Here is a 20,426-nt window from a genome sequence, read left to right on the forward strand (position 1 = left end):
GGGTTTATGACCGTTTCAACGACCAAGTCCATTCCCAAGATGGGTCGTGGTGCCCGCAAGAGCCTGTCCACCGATCCGACGCGGCTGGTGAGTTTTGCGCCGATGTTCGAAGGCCACAGCATGCCGCTGGTGTGCCGTCCGGCCGTATCCGGCGTGAGCCTGGTGGAGTGGGCGAGCCAGAATCGCGCGCTGATCGAGAACAAGCTGCTGGAACACGCGGTGATCCTGTTCCGCGGTTTCCAGGTGGCCGATATTGGTGAGTTCAATCGCTGCGTCGACGCGATTTCCGGCGGTGCCCTGGAGTACCTGTTCCGTGCCTCGCCACGGACCCAGATCAGCGGCCAGTTCAAGATCTACAGCTCCACCGATTACCCGGCGCCGGAGAAGATCTTCCCGCACAACGAACACTCGTATTCGCCGGTATTCCCGCGTCACCTGTACTTTTACTGCGACACCCCGTCGACCACCGGCGGTGAAACGCCGTTCGGTGATACCCGCCAGATCCTCGCGCGGATCGACCCGGCGGTGCGCGAAGCGTTTGCCCTCAAACGCATCATGTACGTGCGCAACTACGGCGACGGCATGGGGCTGCCGTGGCAGACCGTGTTCCAAAGCGAGGATCGCGCCGAGGTCGAAGCCTACTGCGCCAAAATCGGCATCCAGGCCGAGTGGAAGTCCGGAAACCGCCTGCGCACCCGGCAGAACGGTCCGGCCATCGTGCGCCACCCGCTGACCGGCGAGCGTATCTGGTTCAACCACGGCACCTTCTTCAATGCGCTGACCCTGCCGGACAGCATCCGCGACAACCTGCTGCGTGAATTCGGCCCGCAGGATTTGCCGCAGAACACCTTCTTCGGCGACGGCTCGCCGATTCCCGACGAGGTGATCCGCCACCTGCAAGGCATCTACCGCGAGGTGATGGTGGAGTTCGCCTGGGAGAAGGGCGACGTGGTCCTGCTCGACAACATCCTCAGCGTGCATGCGCGCAACGAATTCACCGGCTACAGAAAAATCCTCACGGCCATGGCCATCGCGCAGAAAAGCGCCGACCTGGATCAGGAATAAGGACACCCGACATGAACACCACCGCCCTCGAACCTTCGGTAGACGTATTCCAGACCTCGGCCCAGCAGGCCTTTTATTTGCGCGCCCAGGAGCTGGGTGCCCGGCCACTGTTCGCCGCACTGACATTGCCGCTCGCCAGGCCGGTGCAAGCTCAGGTGTTACGCAGAGCCCTGGAAACACTCGGCCGGCGCCATGAAATCCTGCGCACGCTGTACCGCCGTTTGCCGGGCATGAAATGGCCGGTGCAGAGCCTGTGCGATGCGCTGCCGCTCACGCTGTTGAGCAACCAGCCTTCGCTGGCCGAGGCCTTGAGCCGCAGTCGCGAAGCAATGGTTGAAGATTCGAACCAAGCGCTGGTGGTGGCGCAGGTCGAAGGCGAAGCAGGGCAGCCTTTCATCACTCTGCTGACCCCGGCATGCAGCTTCGACGAGGCCTCGCTGCGGGTGCTGTCGAGCGAGCTCGCCAGCCTGCTGCGCGGCGAAACCCTGGCTGAAGACGAGGACGCGCTGCAATACCTGGACTACAGCGCATGGCAGGAAGAACTGCGCGAAGAGGACATCGGCCACCAGGGCGCGGCGTTCTGGCGCAACCTGCAACAGCCGTTCGCCGTGGCCCATCGCTTGCCGTTCGAAAAAGTTGCCGAAGTATCCCAGGCTCGCCGTCAGGCTGCGCTCACCGACGCCACCTGGTTCACCGAAGTGCAACGGGCCGCTGGTGAAGCTGGGGTTGAGGCAGAGCCATTGGCGTTATTGCTGTGGAGCGCGTTCGTCGCGCGCATCGGCCATCAGGAAAAGCTGTTGATGGGCTGGCAGGTGGACGGGCGCAACGAGCAAACCGCCGCCACCCTCGGACGCTTCGCCCGACGTTTGCCGGTGGCGTTCGAGCACCGTAGCGAGCAGACACTGACGCAAGCTTTGGCAACCTTTGCGGCCAGCGTCGAGCAGTCGCTGTCTTGGCTCGACTGCCTCAACGAGTTCGAGTTGAGCGCCGAAGGCACCGCGCCGTTGCGCTATGGCTTCGTCTATCAGGCCGGTATCGAGGCCGGTATCGAGGTGGACGACGCCAACCCCGAAGTCCTGCGTCTGCGAGTGCAGGGTGAGCAGTTGCAGTTGTCGTGTCTTGACGGCGCGCTGCCAGAATCGATGCTGGCCGAGTGGCTGGAGCAGTTTGCCGAGTTCAGTCGCCAGCTGTTGACGTCGCCCGAACTGACCCTGGGTCAGGCCGATCGGGTGAGTGCTGCGCAACGAACCCGCCTGATCGAAGGCTTCAACCCGAACGCCACCGAGCAGGCATTGCCGTTTCGTTTCTTGCAAGAGCTGTTCAGCGAACAGGCGCGCCTGCATCCGCAACGCATCGCCCTGAGCGTCAACGGCCAGCGCCTGAGCTATGCCGAACTGGATGTGCGCTCCAACCAGGTGGCCAATACCTTGCGTGCCCAAGGCGTGACCCCGGATGAAATCGTTGCGGTCTACGGCCAACGCTCGCTGGAAATGGTCATCGCCCTGTTGGGTACGCTCAAGGCCGGTGCGGCGTACTTGCCGCTGGACCCGAACTACCCGATCGAGCGTCTGGCGTTCATGCTCGCCGATACCGGCGCGCGCCAGGTGCTGGGCTGCCAGCCACTGCCCGAAGCGTTGCACAGTGAGCGGACAATTTCCCTGATGCCGGGGGCCGAGGTCTGGTCCGCCGCGCAAACCCGGCCTGAACCACAAGGCGACAGCGCCAATCTGGCCTACGTCATCTACACCTCCGGCTCCACCGGCCAACCCAAGGGCGTGATGATCAGCCACGCCAACGCCGTGGCCTCGACCCTGGCGCGCAATGCTTTCTATCGCCAGCCGCTGCGCGCATTCCTGATGCTCTCGTCGTTCTCCTTCGACAGCTCGGTGGCCGGGGTTTTCTGGGCGCTGGGGCAGGGCGCGACCCTGTGCCTGCCGGACGAAGACAGCTACAAGGACCCGGCCCGACTGGCCGAGTTGATCCAGCGCGAAGAAGTGTCCCACTACCTGACCTTGCCGTCGTACCACGCGCAGATTCTCGAACACCTCGACCAACAGGCCCTTGCCTGTGTGATTGTCGCCGGCGAAGCGTGCAGCAATGCGCTGGTGCAGCGACATCGCGAGGCATTGCCGGGAGTGGCACTGGTCAACGAATACGGCCCGACCGAAGGCACCGTGTGGTGCTCGGCCTGGGAGCTGCCCCAGGGCAATGCTGACGACAGCATTCCCATCGGCCAGCCGATTGCCGGCATGCGCATCCACGTACTCGGCCCGGACCTGCAACCGGTGGCCGTGGGCGTCGAAGGCGAGTTGTATGTCGGCGGTGCCGGCATTGCCCGGGGCTATCTGCAGCGCGCCACGCTGACCGCCGAGCGCTTTGTTCCGGACCCATTCACCGCAAGCGCGGGCCAGCGCCTGTACCGCACCGGTGACCTGGCGCGCTATCGCGCCGATGGCGTGCTGGAGTATCTGGGCCGGGTCGACCACCAGGTGAAAATCCGTGGTTTCCGCATCGAGTTGGGCGAGATCGAAGCGGCCATGCGCAGCGCGCCGGGTATCGAGGACGCCGCCGTGATTGCCCACCAAACCCCTAACGGCCCGCAACTGCTGGGTTTCGTGGTGTCCCCGGCCGACACCGCCGACATCCGCCTCAACGAGTTGCGCAGCCATCTGGGGCAGGCGCTGCCCGAGCACATGCAGCCGGCACGCTTGCAGGTGCTGGAGCGGTTCCCGCTGATGCCCAACGGCAAACTCAATCGCCAGGCCCTGCTCGATCTCGACGTGCGCCGCAGCGCCTTCGTTGCCCCGCGCAACGACCTGGAGAAAACCCTGGCGGCGATCTGGGCCGAAGCGCTGCACGTGGAGCGCGTCGGTGTACACGACAGCTTCTTTGAACTCGGCGGTCACTCGCTGCTGGCCACGCGCATTCGTGCACGGATCCAGGAAGAACTGAACCTGGCGATCCCGCTCAAGCTGTTTTTCGACGGCGATACCCTGGAGCGCCTGGCGGCGGAAATCGAGCAGTTCCGCCAGCAAAGCGAGCACAAAGAAAACGATGTAGACGCCCTCGAAGCGTTGTTCGACGAAGTGGATGAGGAACACGCGCGATGAGTGCTGCACCGGACAGAATGATGACCCTGGCCCAGCGTTTCTGCGGCTTGAGCGCCGACGCCCGGCGTGCGTTGCAAGAAAAGATGCACGCTCAGGGGCTGACCCTGGAACTGCTGCCGATCCCGCCACGGGACCGCAGCGTCGATACGTTGCCGGCGTCTTACGCGCAGCAGCGCTTGTGGTTTCTCTGGCAGATGCAGCCCCAGGCTACCGCCTACAACCTGACCGGTGCCTTTCGCCTGAACGGCGAGCTGAACCGCGACGCACTGGCGCAAACCCTGAGCGCACTGGTGCGGCGTCATGAAGTGCTGCGCACCACCTTTGTCTTCGATGATCAGCAGGTCCTGCAAAAGATTCACCCGCAGATGGATGCGCCGCTGGTTGAGGTCGTGGCCGCTGATGAAATCGAGCTGCAAGGTCAGATTGCCCTGAATGCCGAGCAGCCGTTCGACCTGCAACACGGCCCGTTGATGCGCTGCCGCTTGATCCGCCTCGATGCACAGCAGCATGTGCTGGTGCTGACCTTCCATCACATCGTCACCGATGGCGGTTCGCTGCCGATCCTGCTGCAGGAATTTACCCAGCTTTATGGACAACTCAGTGCCGGGCAGGCCGCGCAGCTACCGGAGCTGGGCATTCAATACGCCGACTTCGCCCGCTGGCAGCGCCTGTGGCTGGAGGCCGGTGAGGCCGAGCGCCAGCTTGATTACTGGCGCGCACAGCTGGGCAACGAACACCCGCCGCTGAACCTGCCGAGCGACCGCCGTCGCCCGGCGATCCCGAGCCAGCAGGGTGCCAGCGTCGAACTGAAGATCTGCGCCGCGTTGACCGCGCAACTGCGTGAGCTGGCCCGCCGCGAAGGCTGCACGTTGTTCATGCTGCTGATGGCCGCCGTGCAGACGTTGTTGCACCGCTACAGCGGCGAGCAGGACATTCGCGTCGGCGTGCCGATTGCCAACCGTACCCGCCAGGATGTGGAAAACCTGCTGGGCTTTTTCGTCAACACCCAGGTGCTGCGCAGCCAGCCCCGGGCCGACCAGTCATTTGTGCAGTTGCTGGCCGAGATCAAGGCCGCGGCACTCGGCGCGCAGGCCCATCAGGACCTGCCGTTCGAGCAACTGGTCGATGGCCTGGGCGTCGAACGCAGCCTGAGTCATACGCCGTTGTTCCAGGTGATGTTCAACCACCAGCGCGACAGCGGCGATCCACAACGCTGGGATTTGCCGGGCCTGAGCGTCGAACCGCTGATCTGGGACGAAAAGACCACCAAGTTCGACCTGATGCTCGACACCGTCGAAGGCGACGAGGGCATCCACGCCTCGTTTGTGTATGCCACCGAACTGTTCGACGCCTCGACCATCGAGCGTCTCGGCCGGCACTGGCTGAACCTGTTGCAGGCGATTTGCACTGACAGCACGGTTGCCTTGGCGGACCTGTGCATGCTCGACGCCTCCGAGCAGCAGGCCACTTTGCTCGACTGGAACCGCAGCGCCGTATTGAACGTCGATCAGGCGAACGCTTTGTGCGCCCATCAACTGATCGAAGCCCAGGCCGCCGCGCACCCGCACAACGTTGCCGTGACCTGCGACGGCGTCACCCTCACTTACGCCGAGCTGAACCGTCGCGCCAACCGCATCGCCCATCGCCTGCGCGAGCGCGGCGTCGGCCCGGACGTGTTGGTGGGCATCGCCCTGGAGCGTTCGCTGGATATGATCGTCAGCCTGCTGGCGATCCTCAAGGCCGGTGGTGCCTATGTGCCGCTGGACCCGGAATACCCGCAGGATCGCCTGGCCTACATGCTCGCCGACAGCGGCACGCGCCTGCTGCTGACCGACTCCGCGCTGTTGCCACGCCTGCCGTTGAGCGAACAGATCGAAGTGATCTGCCTCGATCACGCCAGCGACTGGCTGTTTGAGGCCAGTGCCGACAACCTGTCGAACCTGACTGTTCCCGAGAACCTGGCCTACGTCATCTACACCTCCGGTTCCACCGGCAAACCCAAGGGTACGCTGCTGCCCCACAGCAACCTGACCCGGCTGTTCAGCGCCACCGAGCACTGGTTCGGTTTCAATGCGGACGATGTCTGGAGCCTGTTCCACTCCTATGCCTTCGACTTTTCCGTGTGGGAAATCTTTGGCGCGTTGTTCTACGGCGGCAAGCTGGTGGTGGTGCCCCACGCGGTCAGCCGCTCGCCGGAAGACTTCGCCCGTTTGCTGAAAGACGAGCGCGTCACGGTGCTGAACCAGACGCCCTCGGCCTTCCGCCAATTGATGCCGTTTGCCTGCGCCAATGCGCAAGGCATGGCCCTGCGTTACGTGGTGTTCGGTGGCGAGGCACTCGACGTGGCCAGCCTGCGTCCGTGGTACGACGCCTTCGACGACGAGCAACCGTTGTTGATCAACATGTACGGCATCACCGAAACCACGGTGCACGTGACTTTCCGCCCGCTGGCCCGCGCCGACCTCGATGGCGCCAATAGCTCGCCGCTGGGCGAGCCGATCGCCGACCTGCGCTGGTACGTGCTCGACCCGCGCCTGAACCCGGTGGCCAAGGGTTGCGTCGGTGAGCTGTACGTCGGCGGTGCCGGCCTGGCTCGTGGTTATCACCAGCGGCCCGACCTGACCGCCACGCGCTTTGTGCCGGACCTGTTCGCCGCTGCGCCGGGCGCACGCCTGTATCGCACCGGCGATCTGGCACGTTACTGCGCCGATGGCAGCATCGAGTACGCCGGGCGTATCGACCATCAGGTGAAGATCCGTGGCTTCCGCATCGAGCTGGGAGAAATCCAGGATCGCCTGCAAAGCCATCCGGCCATCGAGCAAGCACTGGTGCTGGCGCCGCAGGTCAATGGCAGCCAGCAACTGGTCGCCTGGTTCACCGCGTCCGGCGACGACAGCGATTTGCGCCAGTCCCTGCGCGAACATTTGCAGGCCGGTTTACCGGACTACATGGTGCCGGCTCATCTGCTCAAACTCGTCCACTGGCCGCTGACCAGCAACGGAAAACTCGATCGCGGTGCATTGCCCAAGCCCGACGCGGCGCTGGCGCAGCAGGCTTACACGGCGCCGATGGACGACTTGCAGAGCGAGTTGGCGGCGATCTGGCAAGACGTGCTCAAGCTTGAGCGCGTGGGCATCGACGATAACTTCTTTGAACTGGGCGGCGACTCGATCATATCGATCCAAGTGGTCAGCCGCGCGCGTCAGGCCGGCATCCGCATCACCCCGCGCGACCTGTTCCAGCACCAGACCGTGCAGAGCCTGGCGAAGGTCGCGGTACGCAGCGCCGGGTTGGTCATTGATCAGGGACCGGTGTGCGGCGAGGTGCAGTTGACACCGATCCAGCACTGGTTCTTCGAACAACCGATCGAGGCCCGTCATCACTGGAACCAGTCGCTGTTGCTGGAACTGCACGAGCCATTGGACAGCGCCAGCCTGCAACAGGCCTTGACCGCATTGGTGGAGCATCACGACGCACTGCGCCTGCGTTTGCGTAATGTCGACGGTGTTTGGCAACAGGCACAGGCCGAGCAGTGGAACAGTGCCGAGGTGCTGTGGCAGCGTCAGGCCGCCAATGCCGATGAACTGCTTGAACAGTGCAACGCTGCGCAAGCCAGCCTGAATCTGCAGGACGGCCCGTTGCTGCGTGCCTTGCTGGTGGACATGGGGGCCGAGGGCCAACGCCTGTTGCTGGTGGTGCATCACCTGGCGGTGGACGGGGTGTCGTGGCGATTGCTGCTGGAAGATTTGCAAACCGCGTATCAACAAGCACAGCAAGCACAACCCCTGCTTCTGCCATCGAAAACCAGCGCCTATCAGGCCTGGGCTGCGCGTTTGCAACGGCACGCCCGGAGCCCGAAACTGGCGACGCAAGCCGCTTACTGGCAAGCCCAGTACCACGGCGTGGCGGTGCAGCTGCCTGCCGACAACCCGCAAGGCAGCCTCGCCAGCCAGCATGCCGTCAGTGTGGAAACCGTGCTCGACAGCACCTTCACCCGCCAACTGCTGCAAGACGCTCCGGCGGCGTACCGTACCCAGGTCAACGACCTGTTGCTGACGGCGCTGGCGCGAGTGCTGGGCCAATGGACCGGTCAGTCTTCAACGCTGGTCAAACTGGAAGGCCACGGCCGCGAAGACCTGTTCGACGACATCGACCTGACCCGCACCCTGGGCTGGTTCACCTCGATCTTCCCGGTGAAACTCACTCCGACGGGCGATCTGGCCGCGAGCATCAAAGCGGTCAAGGAACAGCTGCGCGCCGTGCCCGACAAAGGCATCGGCTTCGGCATCCTGCGGTATCTGGCCGACGTTGGCCTCAAGGACTTGCCGTCGCCGCAGGTCACCTTCAACTACATGGGCCAGTTCGATGCAAGCTTCGACGAACAGGCGCCATGGCGCCCGGCGAAGGAAAGCGGCGGCGCCGAGCAGGGCACGTCGGCCGAACTGGACCGTGGCCTGAGCATCAACGGCCAGGTCTACGCCGGGCAATTGCGCCTGAGCTGGACTTTCAGCGGTGAAGTGTTCAAAGCGCAAACGGTGCAGCGTCTGGCCGATGCCTACGCCCTGGAGCTGCAACGGCTGATCGAACATTGCCTGGGCGGTGCCGGCGGCCTGACCCCGAGCGACGTGCCGCTGGTGCGCGTCGATCAGGCGCAACTGGATGCCTTGCCGCTGGCGGCGGGGCAGATCGAAGACATCCTGCCGCTGTCGCCGATGCAGCAAGGCATGTTGTTCCACAGCCTGTTCGCCCCGGATGCCGGCGCTTATGTCCCGCAGATGCGTGTGGATGTGCAGGGTCTGGACGTCGAGGCGTTTCGCAATGCCTGGCAGCAGACGCTGGCGCGCCATGAAGTGTTGCGCGCGGCGTTCTTCAGTGAAAGCAACGGTTCACGTCCGCTGCAAGTGATCCTGGCCGACGCCACGCTGCCGCTGACCGTGCTCGACTGGCGCGATCAGTCGGGCCTGCCCCAGGCGCTGGATCAGTTGGCGGATGAAGATCGCTTGCGCGGTTTCGACCTGACGGCGGCGCCGTTGCTGCGCCTGACCCTGGTACGGACGGCCAGCGATATTTATCACCTGGTCTTCACCAACCACCACATCCTGCTGGACGGCTGGAGCACCTCGCAGTTGTTCGGCGAGGTGCTGCAGCGGTATGGCGGCGTGATACCGGCGCCGGGCGTTGGCCGCTATCGCGACTACATGAGCTGGCTGGGCACGCGCGACCGTGCCGCCTGCGAAGCGTTCTGGCTGGAGCAATTGCACTCGTTCGCCGAGCCGACGCGACTGGCCGGGGCCTTGCCAGGACCGGTCGCAGGGCAGGGCGACGGTCATCGCACCCTGCACCTGAGCCTGGACCGCGCGGCCACCGAGCGCCTGAGCGGGTTCGCCCGTCAGGCCCGCGTCACGCCCAACACCCTGCTGCAAGCGGCATGGCTGTTGCTGTTACAACGCTACACCGGGCAGCAAACGGTGGCGTTCGGCGCCACCGTGTCGGGGCGTCCGAGTGAGTTGCAAGGCATCGAGCAGCAGATCGGGTTGTTCATCAACACTTTGCCGGTGATCGCCACGCCGCACCCTGAGCGCACGGTCAGCCAATGGATCGACGAAGTCCAGGCGCTCAACCTCAAGTTGCGCGACGTCGAATACACACCGCTGGCGGACGTGCAGCGCTGGGCCGGGAACGCCGGCGAGGCGCTGTTCGACACCCTGCTGGTGTTCGAAAACTACCCGGTGGCGCAAGCGCTGGAGGAGGGCAACTCCAGCGCGCTGAAGTTCTCCGGTATCAGTAACCACGACCAGACCAGCTTCCCCTTGGCCATCGCCGCCGAGCTGGGCGAATGCCTGGACCTGCGTTTGAACTACGACACCGCACTGTTCAGCGCCGAGGCCATCGAAAGCTTGGGCGCGCGACTTGTGGCGTTGCTCGATGCCATGGTCCGTGCACCGCAACAGCCATTGGGTCGCTTGAGCCTGCTCGATGCCGCGCAAACCGCTCGGCAGGTCGAAGGCTTCAACCGCACCGCACAGACCTGGGCGGATGTGCGCCCGGTCTACCAGTGCTTCGAAGCCCAGGCACTGCAAACGCCGCAGGCCCCGGCCCTGGTGTTTGCCGGCCAGACCCTCAGCTATCGCGAACTCAACCAACAGGCCAACCAGCTGGCGCATCACCTGCGCAGCCAGGGCGTCGGCGCCGAAGTGTTGGTGGGCATTGCCGCAGAGCGTTCGCTGGAACTGGTGATCGGCCTGCTGGCGATCATGAAGGCCGGTGGCGCCTACGTGCCGCTGGACCCGGACTACCCGCGCGAGCGCCTGGAGCACATGTTCGACGACAGCGGCGTACACCTGCTGCTGACCCAGCGTCATTTGCTTGAGCAGTTGCCGATTCCGCCCGCCACCACGGCGATTTTCCTCGATGACATGGCCGGTTTGCTGGACGGCCTGAGCGACGAAAACCTGCCCTGCGTGGTCGGGCTGCAATCGCTGGCCTACATGATCTACACCTCCGGCTCCACCGGCAAACCCAAGGGCGCGGCCAACCACCATGAGGCCTTGTACAACCGCTTGGCGTGGATGCAGGGCGCGTACCCACTGGACGGGCGCGACACCGTATTGCAGAAAACCCCGTTCAGTTTCGACGTGTCGGTCTGGGAGTTTTTCTGGCCATTGATGACCGGCGCGCGCCTGGCGGTAGCCGCACCGGGTGCCCATCGCGATCCGGCGCAACTGGTCAGCCTGATCGAGCAGTACCAGGTCAGCACCCTGCATTTCGTGCCGTCGATGTTGCAGGCGTTTGTCCAGGGCGAAGGCTTCGAGCGTTGCGCCAGCCTGCGGCAGATCATGTGCAGCGGCGAAGCCTTGTCGGCGGATCTGCAGCACAACCTGTTCCGCGTGCTGCCGAACGTTGGCCTGTACAACCTGTACGGCCCGACCGAAGCGGCCATTGACGTGACCCACTGGACCTGTGCCGACGACGGCGCCGTCAGCGTGCCGATCGGTTATCCGATTGCCAACCTGGTGACCTACATCCTTGACGACAGCCTGCAACCGCAGGTGCAGGGTTGTGTCGGTGAGCTGTACCTGGGCGGCGTCGGTCTGGCGCGTGGTTATCACCACCGTCCGGAGCTGACGGCCGAGCGTTTTGTCGCCAGCCCGTTCGGTGAGCGGGGCGAGCGTCTGTATCGCACCGGCGACCTGGCGCGCTATCGCGAAGACGGCGTGATCGAATACGTCGGGCGCATCGACCATCAAGTGAAGATCCGCGGCTTGCGCATTGAGCTCGGGGAAATCGAAGCCTGTCTGCTGGAGCATCCATCGGTGCGCGAGGCCGTGGTGATCGCCCTCGACGTTGGCAAGTCCAAACAACTGGTGGCCTACGTCACCGGTGATGCTGCCCTTGATCCACTCAGGCAGCACCTGCGCAACGCGCTGCCCGAGCACATGCAGCCAAGCCATGTGTTGCTGCTCGATCAGTTGCCGGTGACGCCCAACGGCAAGCTCGACCGCCGTGCGCTGCCACAGCCGGATCAGCAAATTCGCGAATATGTCGCGCCGCGCAATGCAGTGGAGGCTGCATTGCAAGCGGTGTGGCAAGCGTTGTTCGAAGTGCCGCAGGTCGGCATGCAGGACAATTTCTTCGAGTTGGGCGGCGATTCCATCGTCTCGATCCAGGCCGTCAGCCGCGCACGCAAGGCCGGTCTGAGCATTTCGCCCAAGCACGTGTTCAGCCATCCGACCCTTGCCGAACTGGCCACGGTGGCCCAACCGGTCGTGGCGGATGAAGCCGTGCCAGCGCTGGTCGCACCGGCACTGAAAATCGAGCTGAGTGAAGCGCAGTATCAGGCGCTGGAATTGACGGCGGACGAAGTCGAGGACGTTTATCCGCTGTCGCCGATGCAGCAGGGCATGTTGTTCCACTCGGTGCAGGACGGCGATTCGGGGCTGTACGTCAACCAGATCGAAGTAGGCGTGCGCGGCGTTGACGGCCCGCGTTTGCGCGAGGCCTGGGCCGATGCCGCCCGGCGTCACGGGATTTTGCGCACCGCATTCCTCTGGGAAGGCGACAAGGAGCCACTGCAAGTGATGTTGCGCGACGCGCCTTCGCTGCTGACCGAGCTGGATTGGCGCGGGCTGGATGATCAGCCAGAACGCGTCCGCCAGCTGGCCCTGGAGGAGCGTGAACGCGGCTTCTCGCTGAATCGCACGCCCTTGTTGCGTCTGTTGCTGGTGCGTCTGGACGACGACCGCTATCGCCTGATCTGGACCTACCACCACATCCTCATGGACGGCTGGAGCGTGTCGCGCCTGATCGGTGAAGTGCTGCGCCACTACAGTGGTGAGGAGCACGAGCCGGTGGCCGCCTATCGCGACTACATCGACTGGCTTGGGCAGCAAGTGGCCGAGACCAGCGAGACGTTCTGGAAAGGCAAGCTCAGCAACCTCGAAGGCGCCACGCACCTGGCTCGCGCCTTGCCGGTCAAGGCGCCGCAAGCGGGTTATCACGCGATCTACACACACCTGAGTGCCGGGCAGACCGCGCGGTTGCAGGCCTTTGCCCAGCAACAGCAAGTGACCCTCAACACCCTGGTGCAAGCCGCGTGGCTGCTGCTGTTGCAGCGCTACACCGGCCAGCGCACGGTGACATTCGGCGCCACCGTGTCCGGGCGTCCGGAAACCCTCAACGGCTCGGAGAACATGCTCGGGCTGTTCATCAACACCTTGCCGGTGGTCAACACGGTACCGACTGACGTGAACGTCGGTGACTGGTTGCGCGAACTCCAGGCCTACAACCTCGACATCCGCGACTTCCAGCAAACCCCGCTCAGTGATATCCAGCGCTGGGCCGGGCAGGGCGGGCAGTCGTTGTTCGACAGCATCATCGTGTTCGAAAACCAGCCGGTGGACCGCACGCTGCGCGAGTGGAACGGTGACTCCCTACGCTTTGAGGACGTTTCCGATTTCGGCCTGACCAGTTTCGCCATGGACCTGATGGTCAGCCTCGACGAGGGGCTGCGTATCGAGTACATGCACCAGCGCGATCAGTTCGATCTGGCCACCGTGGAAATCCTGCGCAGCCACATGGAAAGCCTGATGCAGCGCTTGTGCGACGACGCCGGACGCGCCGTCGGTGAGCTGGGCTTGCTGACGCTGGACGAAGGCCGGGCGCTGGACGGCGAACTGCCGGTGGTGGCGGACGGTGACGAGATGCCCGTGCACGAACTGATCCGTCAGCGTGCGCGACTGCAACCGGAGCACACGGCGCTGGTGCTCAGTTATGCCGAGCGTGACGCCGAGCAGTTGAGCTACGCCGAACTGGACCGGCGCTCCGATGCCCTGGCGGTGCATTTGCTGGAACAGGGCGTGCAGGCCGAAGACGTGATCGGCGTATTCATGGAGCGCTCGCTGGAGCTGGTGGTGTCGCTGCTGGCGGTGATGAAATGCGGCGCCGCCTACGTGCCGCTGGACCCGCAATACCCGCAGGAACGCCTGCGCTACATGATGGCCGACAGCGACATGCGCCTGTTGTTGACCCAGGAACGCCTGCGCGATTCGGCGCAACTCAACCCCGGCACGGCCATGGTCGCGGTCGACCGATTGAATCTCGACGTCGATGTGGCGGCACCTTCGTGCGCGGTGCACGCCGAGCAACTGGCCTACCTGATCTACACCTCGGGCTCTACCGGCAAACCGAAAAGCGTCGCCGTGGCCCACGGGCCGTTGAGCATGCACGTGCAAGCCATCGCCGAGCTGTACGAGATGGACCCGGACAATCGCGAACTGCATTTCATGTCGTTCGCCTTCGACGGCGCCCATGAACGCTGGATCACCGCGCTGATCAGCGGCTCGACCCTGGTGATCCGCGATAACACCTTGTGGACCGCCGAACAGACCCTGGCCGTGCTGCACCGCCAGCGCATCAGCGTCGCCTGCTTCCCGCCGGCGTACCTGTTGCAACTGGCCGAGCACGCCGAGTTGCAGGGCGGCGATCCGCCGCCGGTGCGCATCTATTGCTTCGGTGGCGATGCGGTGCCAGACGCCACGTTCGAGCGGGTCAAGCACAGGCTCAAGCCGCAATACCTGGTCAACGGCTATGGCCCGACGGAAACCGTGGTCACGCCACTGCTGTGGAAAATCGCCGCCGACGGCCATTGCCAGGCGATGTACGCGCCGATTGGCCAACGCGTCGGCACTCGCAGCCTGCATGTGCTGGACATGGACCTCAACCCGCTACCGGTGGGCATGGTCGGTGAGTTGTACATCGGCGGGCGCGGCGTCGCGCGCGGCTACCATCGCCACCCGTGGCAGAGCGCCGAGCGCTTCGTTGCCGATCCGTTCAGCACCGAGGGCGGGCGCCTGTACCGCACCGGTGACCTGGTGCGCCGTCGCGAGGATGGCGTGTTCGATTACGTCGGGCGCATCGACCATCAGGTCAAGGTGCGAGGTTTCCGCATCGAGCTGGGCGAAATCGAAGCCCGCTTGCGCGAGCAGGCTGGGGTCAACGATGCGCTGGTGGTGGTGCGCGACAATGGCCAGGGCCCGCAGCTGGTGGGCTATGTGGTGGCGGCGCAAGACGATGGCCTCGGCCCGCGTTGTCAGGCCGCCCTGCGCGAAAGTCTGCCCGACTATATGGTCCCGACACAGGTCGTGGTGTTGCCGCGCTTCCCGCTGACCCCCAATGGCAAACTCGATCGCAAGGCCTTGCCGGATCCGGCCTTCACGGGCCGCGACTACGTGGCACCGCGCACGCCTTTGGAATGGGCGCTGGCGGACATCTGGCAGCAGGTACTGGGCATCGAGAAGGTCGGCATTACCGACAACTTCTTCGAGTTGGGCGGTGATTCGTTGCGCACCCTCAAGGTGATCTCGAAAGTGCGCGCCCTGAACGAGCCGAACTTCCAGCTCAAGCTGCGCGACATGATGGCCAAGCCGACGATTGCCGGCTTGTCCGGTGTCGATGAGCAACCTGTGCCCCAGAGTCCGCAACCGCTGTTGCTGCTCAATCAGCCGGTTGATGACCAGCCGGCGCTGTTCTGTCTGCACGCCGGTTTCGGCACGGTGTTCGACTACGAACCGCTGGCGCGGCGTCTGGATGGCGAGCGCACGGTGTATGGCGTGCAGTGCCGGATGCTGCTCGACCGGCAGTGGCATGACACTTCGCTTGCGCAGATGGCCGCCGATTATGTCCAGGCGATCCGTGCCCGGCAGCCTCAGGGGCCGTACCACGTGCTGGGCTGGTCGTTGGGCGGGGCGTTGGCTTTGCTGGTGAGTGATCTGTTCGAACAGCAGGGCCTGCGTGTGGCGTTCGTCGGTCTGGTGGACAGCTTTGTGCCGACCCAGGCCAATGCTGTCGCCAGCCCGGATGAGTGGCGTGTGGATCTGGCCGAGTTCCTCGGTGCGACGTTGGGCATGGAGGGCGAGGTGATTGCCCGGGCGTTGAGTACCGAGTCGGCGGGGGATCACGACGCGGTGGCGCGGATCATTCGCGCGGTGATCGACAGCCAGAGCGACCAGGCCAGCGGTTACGCGCTGCTCGGTGCCGACGAGCTGGCCCAGACGTTCATGGTCAGCACGCGCTTGAAGGCGCTGTCGCGGCAGGTCGAAACCCTGCCGATTCCGCAAGCCGGGCTGCATTGCTGGTGGGCCGATGGCAACCCGACGGCCGAACGCGCGACCCTGGAACGTCAGCAACCTACGCTGCGCAAGGTGCAAACAGTGCAGGCTGGCCACTTCGATATCCTGCAACAGGAAGAGTGCCTGGACGCCATGGTGGCGGCGCTTGGACGGGAGGTAGTGGCAGAGTTCTAAACCAATAAATTGTGGCGAGGGGGCTTGCCTGTGGCGAGGGGGCTTGCCCCCGTTGGGTCGCGAAGCGGCCCCGAAACCAGCCACCGCGGTTATTCAGGGATACCGCATTGTTCGGGTTTGCGACTGCTTCGCAGCCGAACGGGGGCAAGCCCCCTCGCCACGGGATTCAATTCGGCTTCAGAGATCTTGAACTCGCCCTAATGAACGGTCTTCGCGGTTCGTTTATTGGGCGAGCTTTTTTATTTTTGGAGACTACCGCCCATGGCACTGCACCCGGACATCGAAGGTTTTCTGGAACTGGCCGAGTTCGGCCGCCTCAGCGGCAAAAGCCAGCCCATGCATGAGCTGAGCCCTCGGGACGCGCGGCAGCAATTCGAACAGACCTCACAGTTGCTCGATGCGGCCCCGACGGGCGCGTTGACGGTGACGGCGGTCAGCATTGCGGTGCGGGACGGGCATTGGCTCAATGCGCGGCTGTACGCCAAACCGCAACCGGACAGCGAACTGCGCCCGGTGTTGTTGTACTTCCATGGTGGCGGCTACGTGGTCGGCAGCCTCGATTCCCACGACACCCTGTGCCGGCGCTTGGCGCTGGCGGGGGAGTTTGCCGTGTTGTCGGCCGATTATCGCCGGGCGCCGGAACACCGTTTTCCGACCGCTTACAACGATGCCGAAGACGTGACGCGCTGGCTCGCTGTTACCGGAGCCAAAGCGTTGGGGCTGGATGCGAATCGGATAGCGCTGGCCGGAGACAGCGTCGGCGGCAGCCTGGTGGCATCGCTGTGTATCGCCATTGCCCAGGACCCGTTGGGATGGCCGCTTGTACCGCGCCTGCAAGTGCTGCTGTACCCGGTTATCGACGCAGTAAAAAAACGCCCGTCCCTGGAGCGCTTCGCCGAAGGTTATCTGCTCGAAGCCACCACGCTGGAGTGGTTCTACCAGCAATACCAACGCAGTGAAGCGGATCGCGCCGACTGGCGTTTTTCACCCCTGTACGCCGAGAGCCTGCAACGGCTGGCGCCGACGGTGCTGTGGCTGGCCGAGTACGACCCGTTGCTCGATGAAGGTCTGGCCTGGGCCGAGAAACTGCGTACCGCGGGGCAACCCTTGGTGCTGGAGGTAAAGGCCGGCATGACCCACGACTTTGCGCGCATGGGCGAAATGGTCCAGGAAGTACCGGGGATGCTGGTGCAATTGGCGGCGCAGATCGGCGAAAGCCTGGCCTGACCGCTGAATTCTCCTTGGCGGGGCTGTTGTGGCGAGGGGGCTTGTCCCCGTTCGGCTGCGCAGCAGCCGTAAACCCGAACAACGCGGTATGCCTGAAGAACCGCGATGGCCGATTTTGGGGCCGCTTCGCGACCCAACGGGGGCAAGCCCCCTCGCCACAGGTGAGTGCCTTCACCATCAGTGTGATGGCGACTAAGGCGGATCAAGCCGATCCAGCGCCCGATTCACGGCCAGTTCCCCCAGCATGATGACCTGAGCAATCCCCAACAGCGCATTGCGGCTCGTCCCCTGCAGATGATCCACCAGGTCGTTGGCCATGACATTGGCCGACGCCAGCGATTCGCAGGCGTGCACCAGCAGGGTTTCGGTACTGAGTTCGGGGTTGACGATGAACATGGAGCAGGGTGTGCGCGGGGTGGCCATGATGTTGGCGCCCGGGTCGGAGTCCGGCGGATTGGGTTTGACTTTGAACATGTGCTGATTACTCCTGAAGGGAGCCGCTCATTCTTCTCTACTAAAAGAAGGGTGGCGGCTGGACGCAGGTTAGTAGACCGGGGAGATCAGCATTTACCGGCGCGCCGAAGCGCCCTGCGTACAGCCGCCATCAAATTCAGGCAAGCCTGACTGATAGAGCTTTTACACCTTGCTGATAAAAACCACGGGCTACTAAACCCGATCACTGACAATCAGTGACCCGAATCAAGTTACCGACGGACCCCAAGGCGCACGAGCCGGCGGATTCTGGCGTACCTGTAGGCAACGACGCAAGGCGTTGTGGCTTTCACGAAGTAACCTGTAGTCCGCTTAAACAAGCACTGTCGGGCGGTGTTCAGCCGGGCGAATTTCCTCCCGTCTCACGATCACTTGCACTCACCATCGTCTTTTTCCGGATAATCAGCGTTCTGAAAACCACGGACGATTCAAGGATGGAACTTAGAAAAAACCTCATCAGTTGCCTGGTATTTCCCACCGCCCCGGTGGCAGTCATTTATCTGACCTTCGCTCTGTGCCAGGAGATCTGGGCTGATAGCTTCTACACACCCGGCGAGGACGGCGGAGAAGTCGAGCCAACGCTGGCGCTCGTTATCATTCCGCTTTTGCTGCTCATTGTTGCCCCCTTGCTGGCGGGGCTGACGGCCTTGACTCGTTGGGGCACGCGGCGCTTTGAACCCGGTGCCTGGTGGCGGTGGCTGATGGCGATTCCACGCGTCATCCTGGCGGTTGTTGCGTTGTTTCTGTTTGTGCTGTCCAGCGGTTTCCTGATGGGAGACGTGTTGGGGCCATTCAGGCATTGGCAGGTGGCGTGCGCGTGGGTCGCCTGTGCAGCAAGCGCGGGCGCATTTCTGTTTCAGCAATGCTCACGCCTGAAGGAGTAGGCCGCAGGCCTCGGGTGCGGGCAGCAGCGGGGCACATCTTCCGCATCCCCTATCGGCTATGTATGATCGGCATCGGGCCGATGCTGCCCGCCGCTCGCTCCCGTTGGGAAAGGTGAAAGCATCTCCTTCTTCTGCAAACCCTGTCGCCTCTCTTGACGGTCGAGGTTTGGCAATGCGAGCACCAGAGCATCTCGGCCACAGGAGCAGACATGTTTTCAATCGAGCAAGCCAAGCAAATGGCCAAACAGTTGCGCGCCTCGCTGGAGGAACGCAATCAGGCAGTGTCCCATTCCACCGCGCTGGAACTGGTCGCGCAGCAACTGGGCTACAAGGACTGGAACACTGCGTCGGCGATGCTTGCCCAGGTCAACACCCCGCCAGTGCCGAGCATTACCTTCGATAAACCTGTCCCCATCTTGCGCAGTTTCGACGAAGCCAAGGCGCGGGAGTTCTATCTGGATTTCCTGGGTTTCAGCGTTGAGTTCGAGCACCGCTTCGAGGCTAATCTGCCGCTGTACCTGGGCATCAGTCGCGACGGGCTGCAACTGCACCTTTCCGAACATCACGGCGATGCCAGCCCAGGCGCGACGGTATTTGTGCCCATGCAAAATATCGAACTGCTCAGGGACGAATTGCAGGGCAAGCGCTACGGCTACGGACGCCCGGATATTGTTCAGCAAGGTTGGGGCAAGGAGCTGCAAGTCCACGACCCGTTCGGCAACCGGATTCGCTTCTGCCAGTATTGATCAGGCGCAGCGGACCGGGGCGACCCGGTCCGCTTTCAACCACCCGGCATTGAGGATGGACAGGCTATGACCACGCAGGACATTTCGCTTCAAGACATCGCCGCGCCTGAAGGCGTTTGTTATGGCTGCGGCAGCCAGAATCCGCACGGGCTGCACATCAAGAGCTTCTGGCATGAAGACGGGGTGCATGTCATGGCCGAGCATATGCCGGATGACAAGTATTGCGGCTGGCCTGACTTGGTCTACGGCGGTTTGATCGCGATGCTGGTCGATTGCCACTCCAACTGGGCCGCGATGGCTTATCACTACCGCGCAGAACAGCGCGAAGTGGGCAGCTTGCCCCACATCACCTGCGTCACCGGTAACCTGGGCATCAAGTTCATCAAGCCCACCCCGATGGGCGTCCTCCTGACACTGCGTGCAAAAGTCGAGGGCGAGGTCGGGCGCAAAAGTCGGGTTATCTGTGAGGTCTTCGCCGGGGATGTCCTGACCGCTGTCGGCGACTCGGTTTTCGTTCGCGTCGATACCGAGCAACTCAGGGCCGCCGCGCACGACAACAAGGTAGAGCCCTGAACCCGACCTTTGCCGTTCGTCAGCAAGCCAGCACCTTTTCCGATGCCGGGTCTTCCAAGGTTTTATACCCCACCGGGAAGACCCAGACGATGAACAGAAAAATGCTTGTACTCACTGCTGCGGGTCTGCTGTCGACGGGCTCGTTTTTTGCGCCGCTCGCCGAGAAAGCAGCTGCCGGCTCCGCCGTTCCACCGGCAGCCATTCCCGGTATCAACCAGCCTCAGGGCGGTGAATCCAAAGACGAGAAGGCCGACAAGAAGGGCGAAGAGGCGTCGGGTTCAAACTCCGGCGCCGAATCGCACGAGATGGAAAAGGACGCAGCGTCCTCAAGCGGCTCGAAGGACGAAGCCGAAGCGACGCGGTAACCGCCGGATTGGCAGCAGAAAACAGAACCGGACCGCAAGCGGCTGATGCTGATCCCCTGTAGGAGCGAGCTTGCTCGCGATGGTCGTTAACGATAACGCGTGTTTACTGGCTAAACGCAGCGCTCTTGAATCCATCGCGAGCAAGCTCGCTCCTACAACGGCC

General features: G+C 63.5%; 9 protein-coding genes. 8 read left to right on the plus strand and 1 reads right to left on the minus strand.

Translation table 11 applies throughout. From position 1 onward, the window contains the following. The first annotated feature begins 6 nt into the window (after positions 1-6). The 4 genes from B0D71_RS28225 to B0D71_RS28240 all read left to right on the plus strand — a co-directional run bounded on the left by B0D71_RS28225 (position 7) and on the right by B0D71_RS28240 (position 17,203). Positions 7-1,065, plus strand: a complete 1,059-nt coding sequence (locus tag B0D71_RS28225; protein ID WP_103397639.1) for a TauD/TfdA family dioxygenase — start codon at positions 7-9, stop codon at positions 1,063-1,065. 11 nt (positions 1,066-1,076) lie between these two features. Beyond that, positions 1,077-4,175, plus strand: a complete 3,099-nt coding sequence (locus B0D71_RS28230) for a non-ribosomal peptide synthetase (protein WP_103397640.1) — start codon at positions 1,077-1,079, stop codon at positions 4,173-4,175. Then, positions 4,172-15,976 carry an amino acid adenylation domain-containing protein gene (locus B0D71_RS28235; RefSeq protein ID WP_103397641.1) on the plus strand — a complete coding sequence of 3,935 codons (11,805 nt, stop codon included), beginning with the start codon at positions 4,172-4,174 and terminating at the stop codon, positions 15,974-15,976. Before B0D71_RS28230 ends, B0D71_RS28235 begins: the two co-directional genes overlap by 4 nt. A 261-nt stretch (positions 15,977-16,237) precedes the next feature. Continuing rightward, the gene (locus tag B0D71_RS28240) at positions 16,238-17,203 is read left to right on the plus strand and encodes an alpha/beta hydrolase (RefSeq protein ID WP_103397642.1); all 966 of its coding nucleotides are present in this window, start codon (positions 16,238-16,240) and stop codon (positions 17,201-17,203) included. 192 nt (positions 17,204-17,395) lie between these two features. Here B0D71_RS28240 and B0D71_RS28245 read toward each other — a convergent pair whose 3' ends face one another. After that, entirely contained in the window at positions 17,396-17,677 is a 282-nt protein-coding gene (locus B0D71_RS28245; protein WP_103397643.1) for a DUF6124 family protein, read from the minus strand. 452 nt (positions 17,678-18,129) lie between these two features. Here B0D71_RS28245 and B0D71_RS28250 point away from each other — a divergent pair, with 452 nt between their 5' ends. From B0D71_RS28250 to B0D71_RS28265, 4 genes are all read left to right on the plus strand, one after another. Then, positions 18,130-18,579 carry a hypothetical protein gene (locus B0D71_RS28250; RefSeq protein ID WP_103397644.1) on the plus strand — a complete coding sequence of 150 codons (450 nt, stop codon included), beginning with the start codon at positions 18,130-18,132 and terminating at the stop codon, positions 18,577-18,579. Positions 18,580-18,788: 209 nt separating this feature from the next. Further along, positions 18,789-19,325: a glyoxalase superfamily protein gene (locus B0D71_RS28255; protein WP_103397645.1), complete on the plus strand. Its 537-nt coding sequence runs from the start codon at positions 18,789-18,791 to the stop codon at positions 19,323-19,325. A gap of 66 nt (positions 19,326-19,391) precedes the next feature. Further along, the gene (locus tag B0D71_RS28260; protein ID WP_103397646.1) at positions 19,392-19,898 is read left to right on the plus strand and encodes a PaaI family thioesterase; all 507 of its coding nucleotides are present in this window, start codon (positions 19,392-19,394) and stop codon (positions 19,896-19,898) included. Between the two features lie 89 nt (positions 19,899-19,987). Further along, on the plus strand, positions 19,988-20,263 hold the full coding sequence (locus B0D71_RS28265; RefSeq protein WP_103397647.1) for a hypothetical protein: 276 nt from the start codon (positions 19,988-19,990) through the stop codon (positions 20,261-20,263). The last annotated feature ends 163 nt before the right edge of the window (positions 20,264-20,426 follow it).

It is taken from the genome of Pseudomonas laurylsulfativorans (assembly GCF_002906155.1).
Taxonomy (GTDB): Bacteria; Pseudomonadota; Gammaproteobacteria; order Pseudomonadales; family Pseudomonadaceae; genus Aquipseudomonas; species Aquipseudomonas laurylsulfativorans.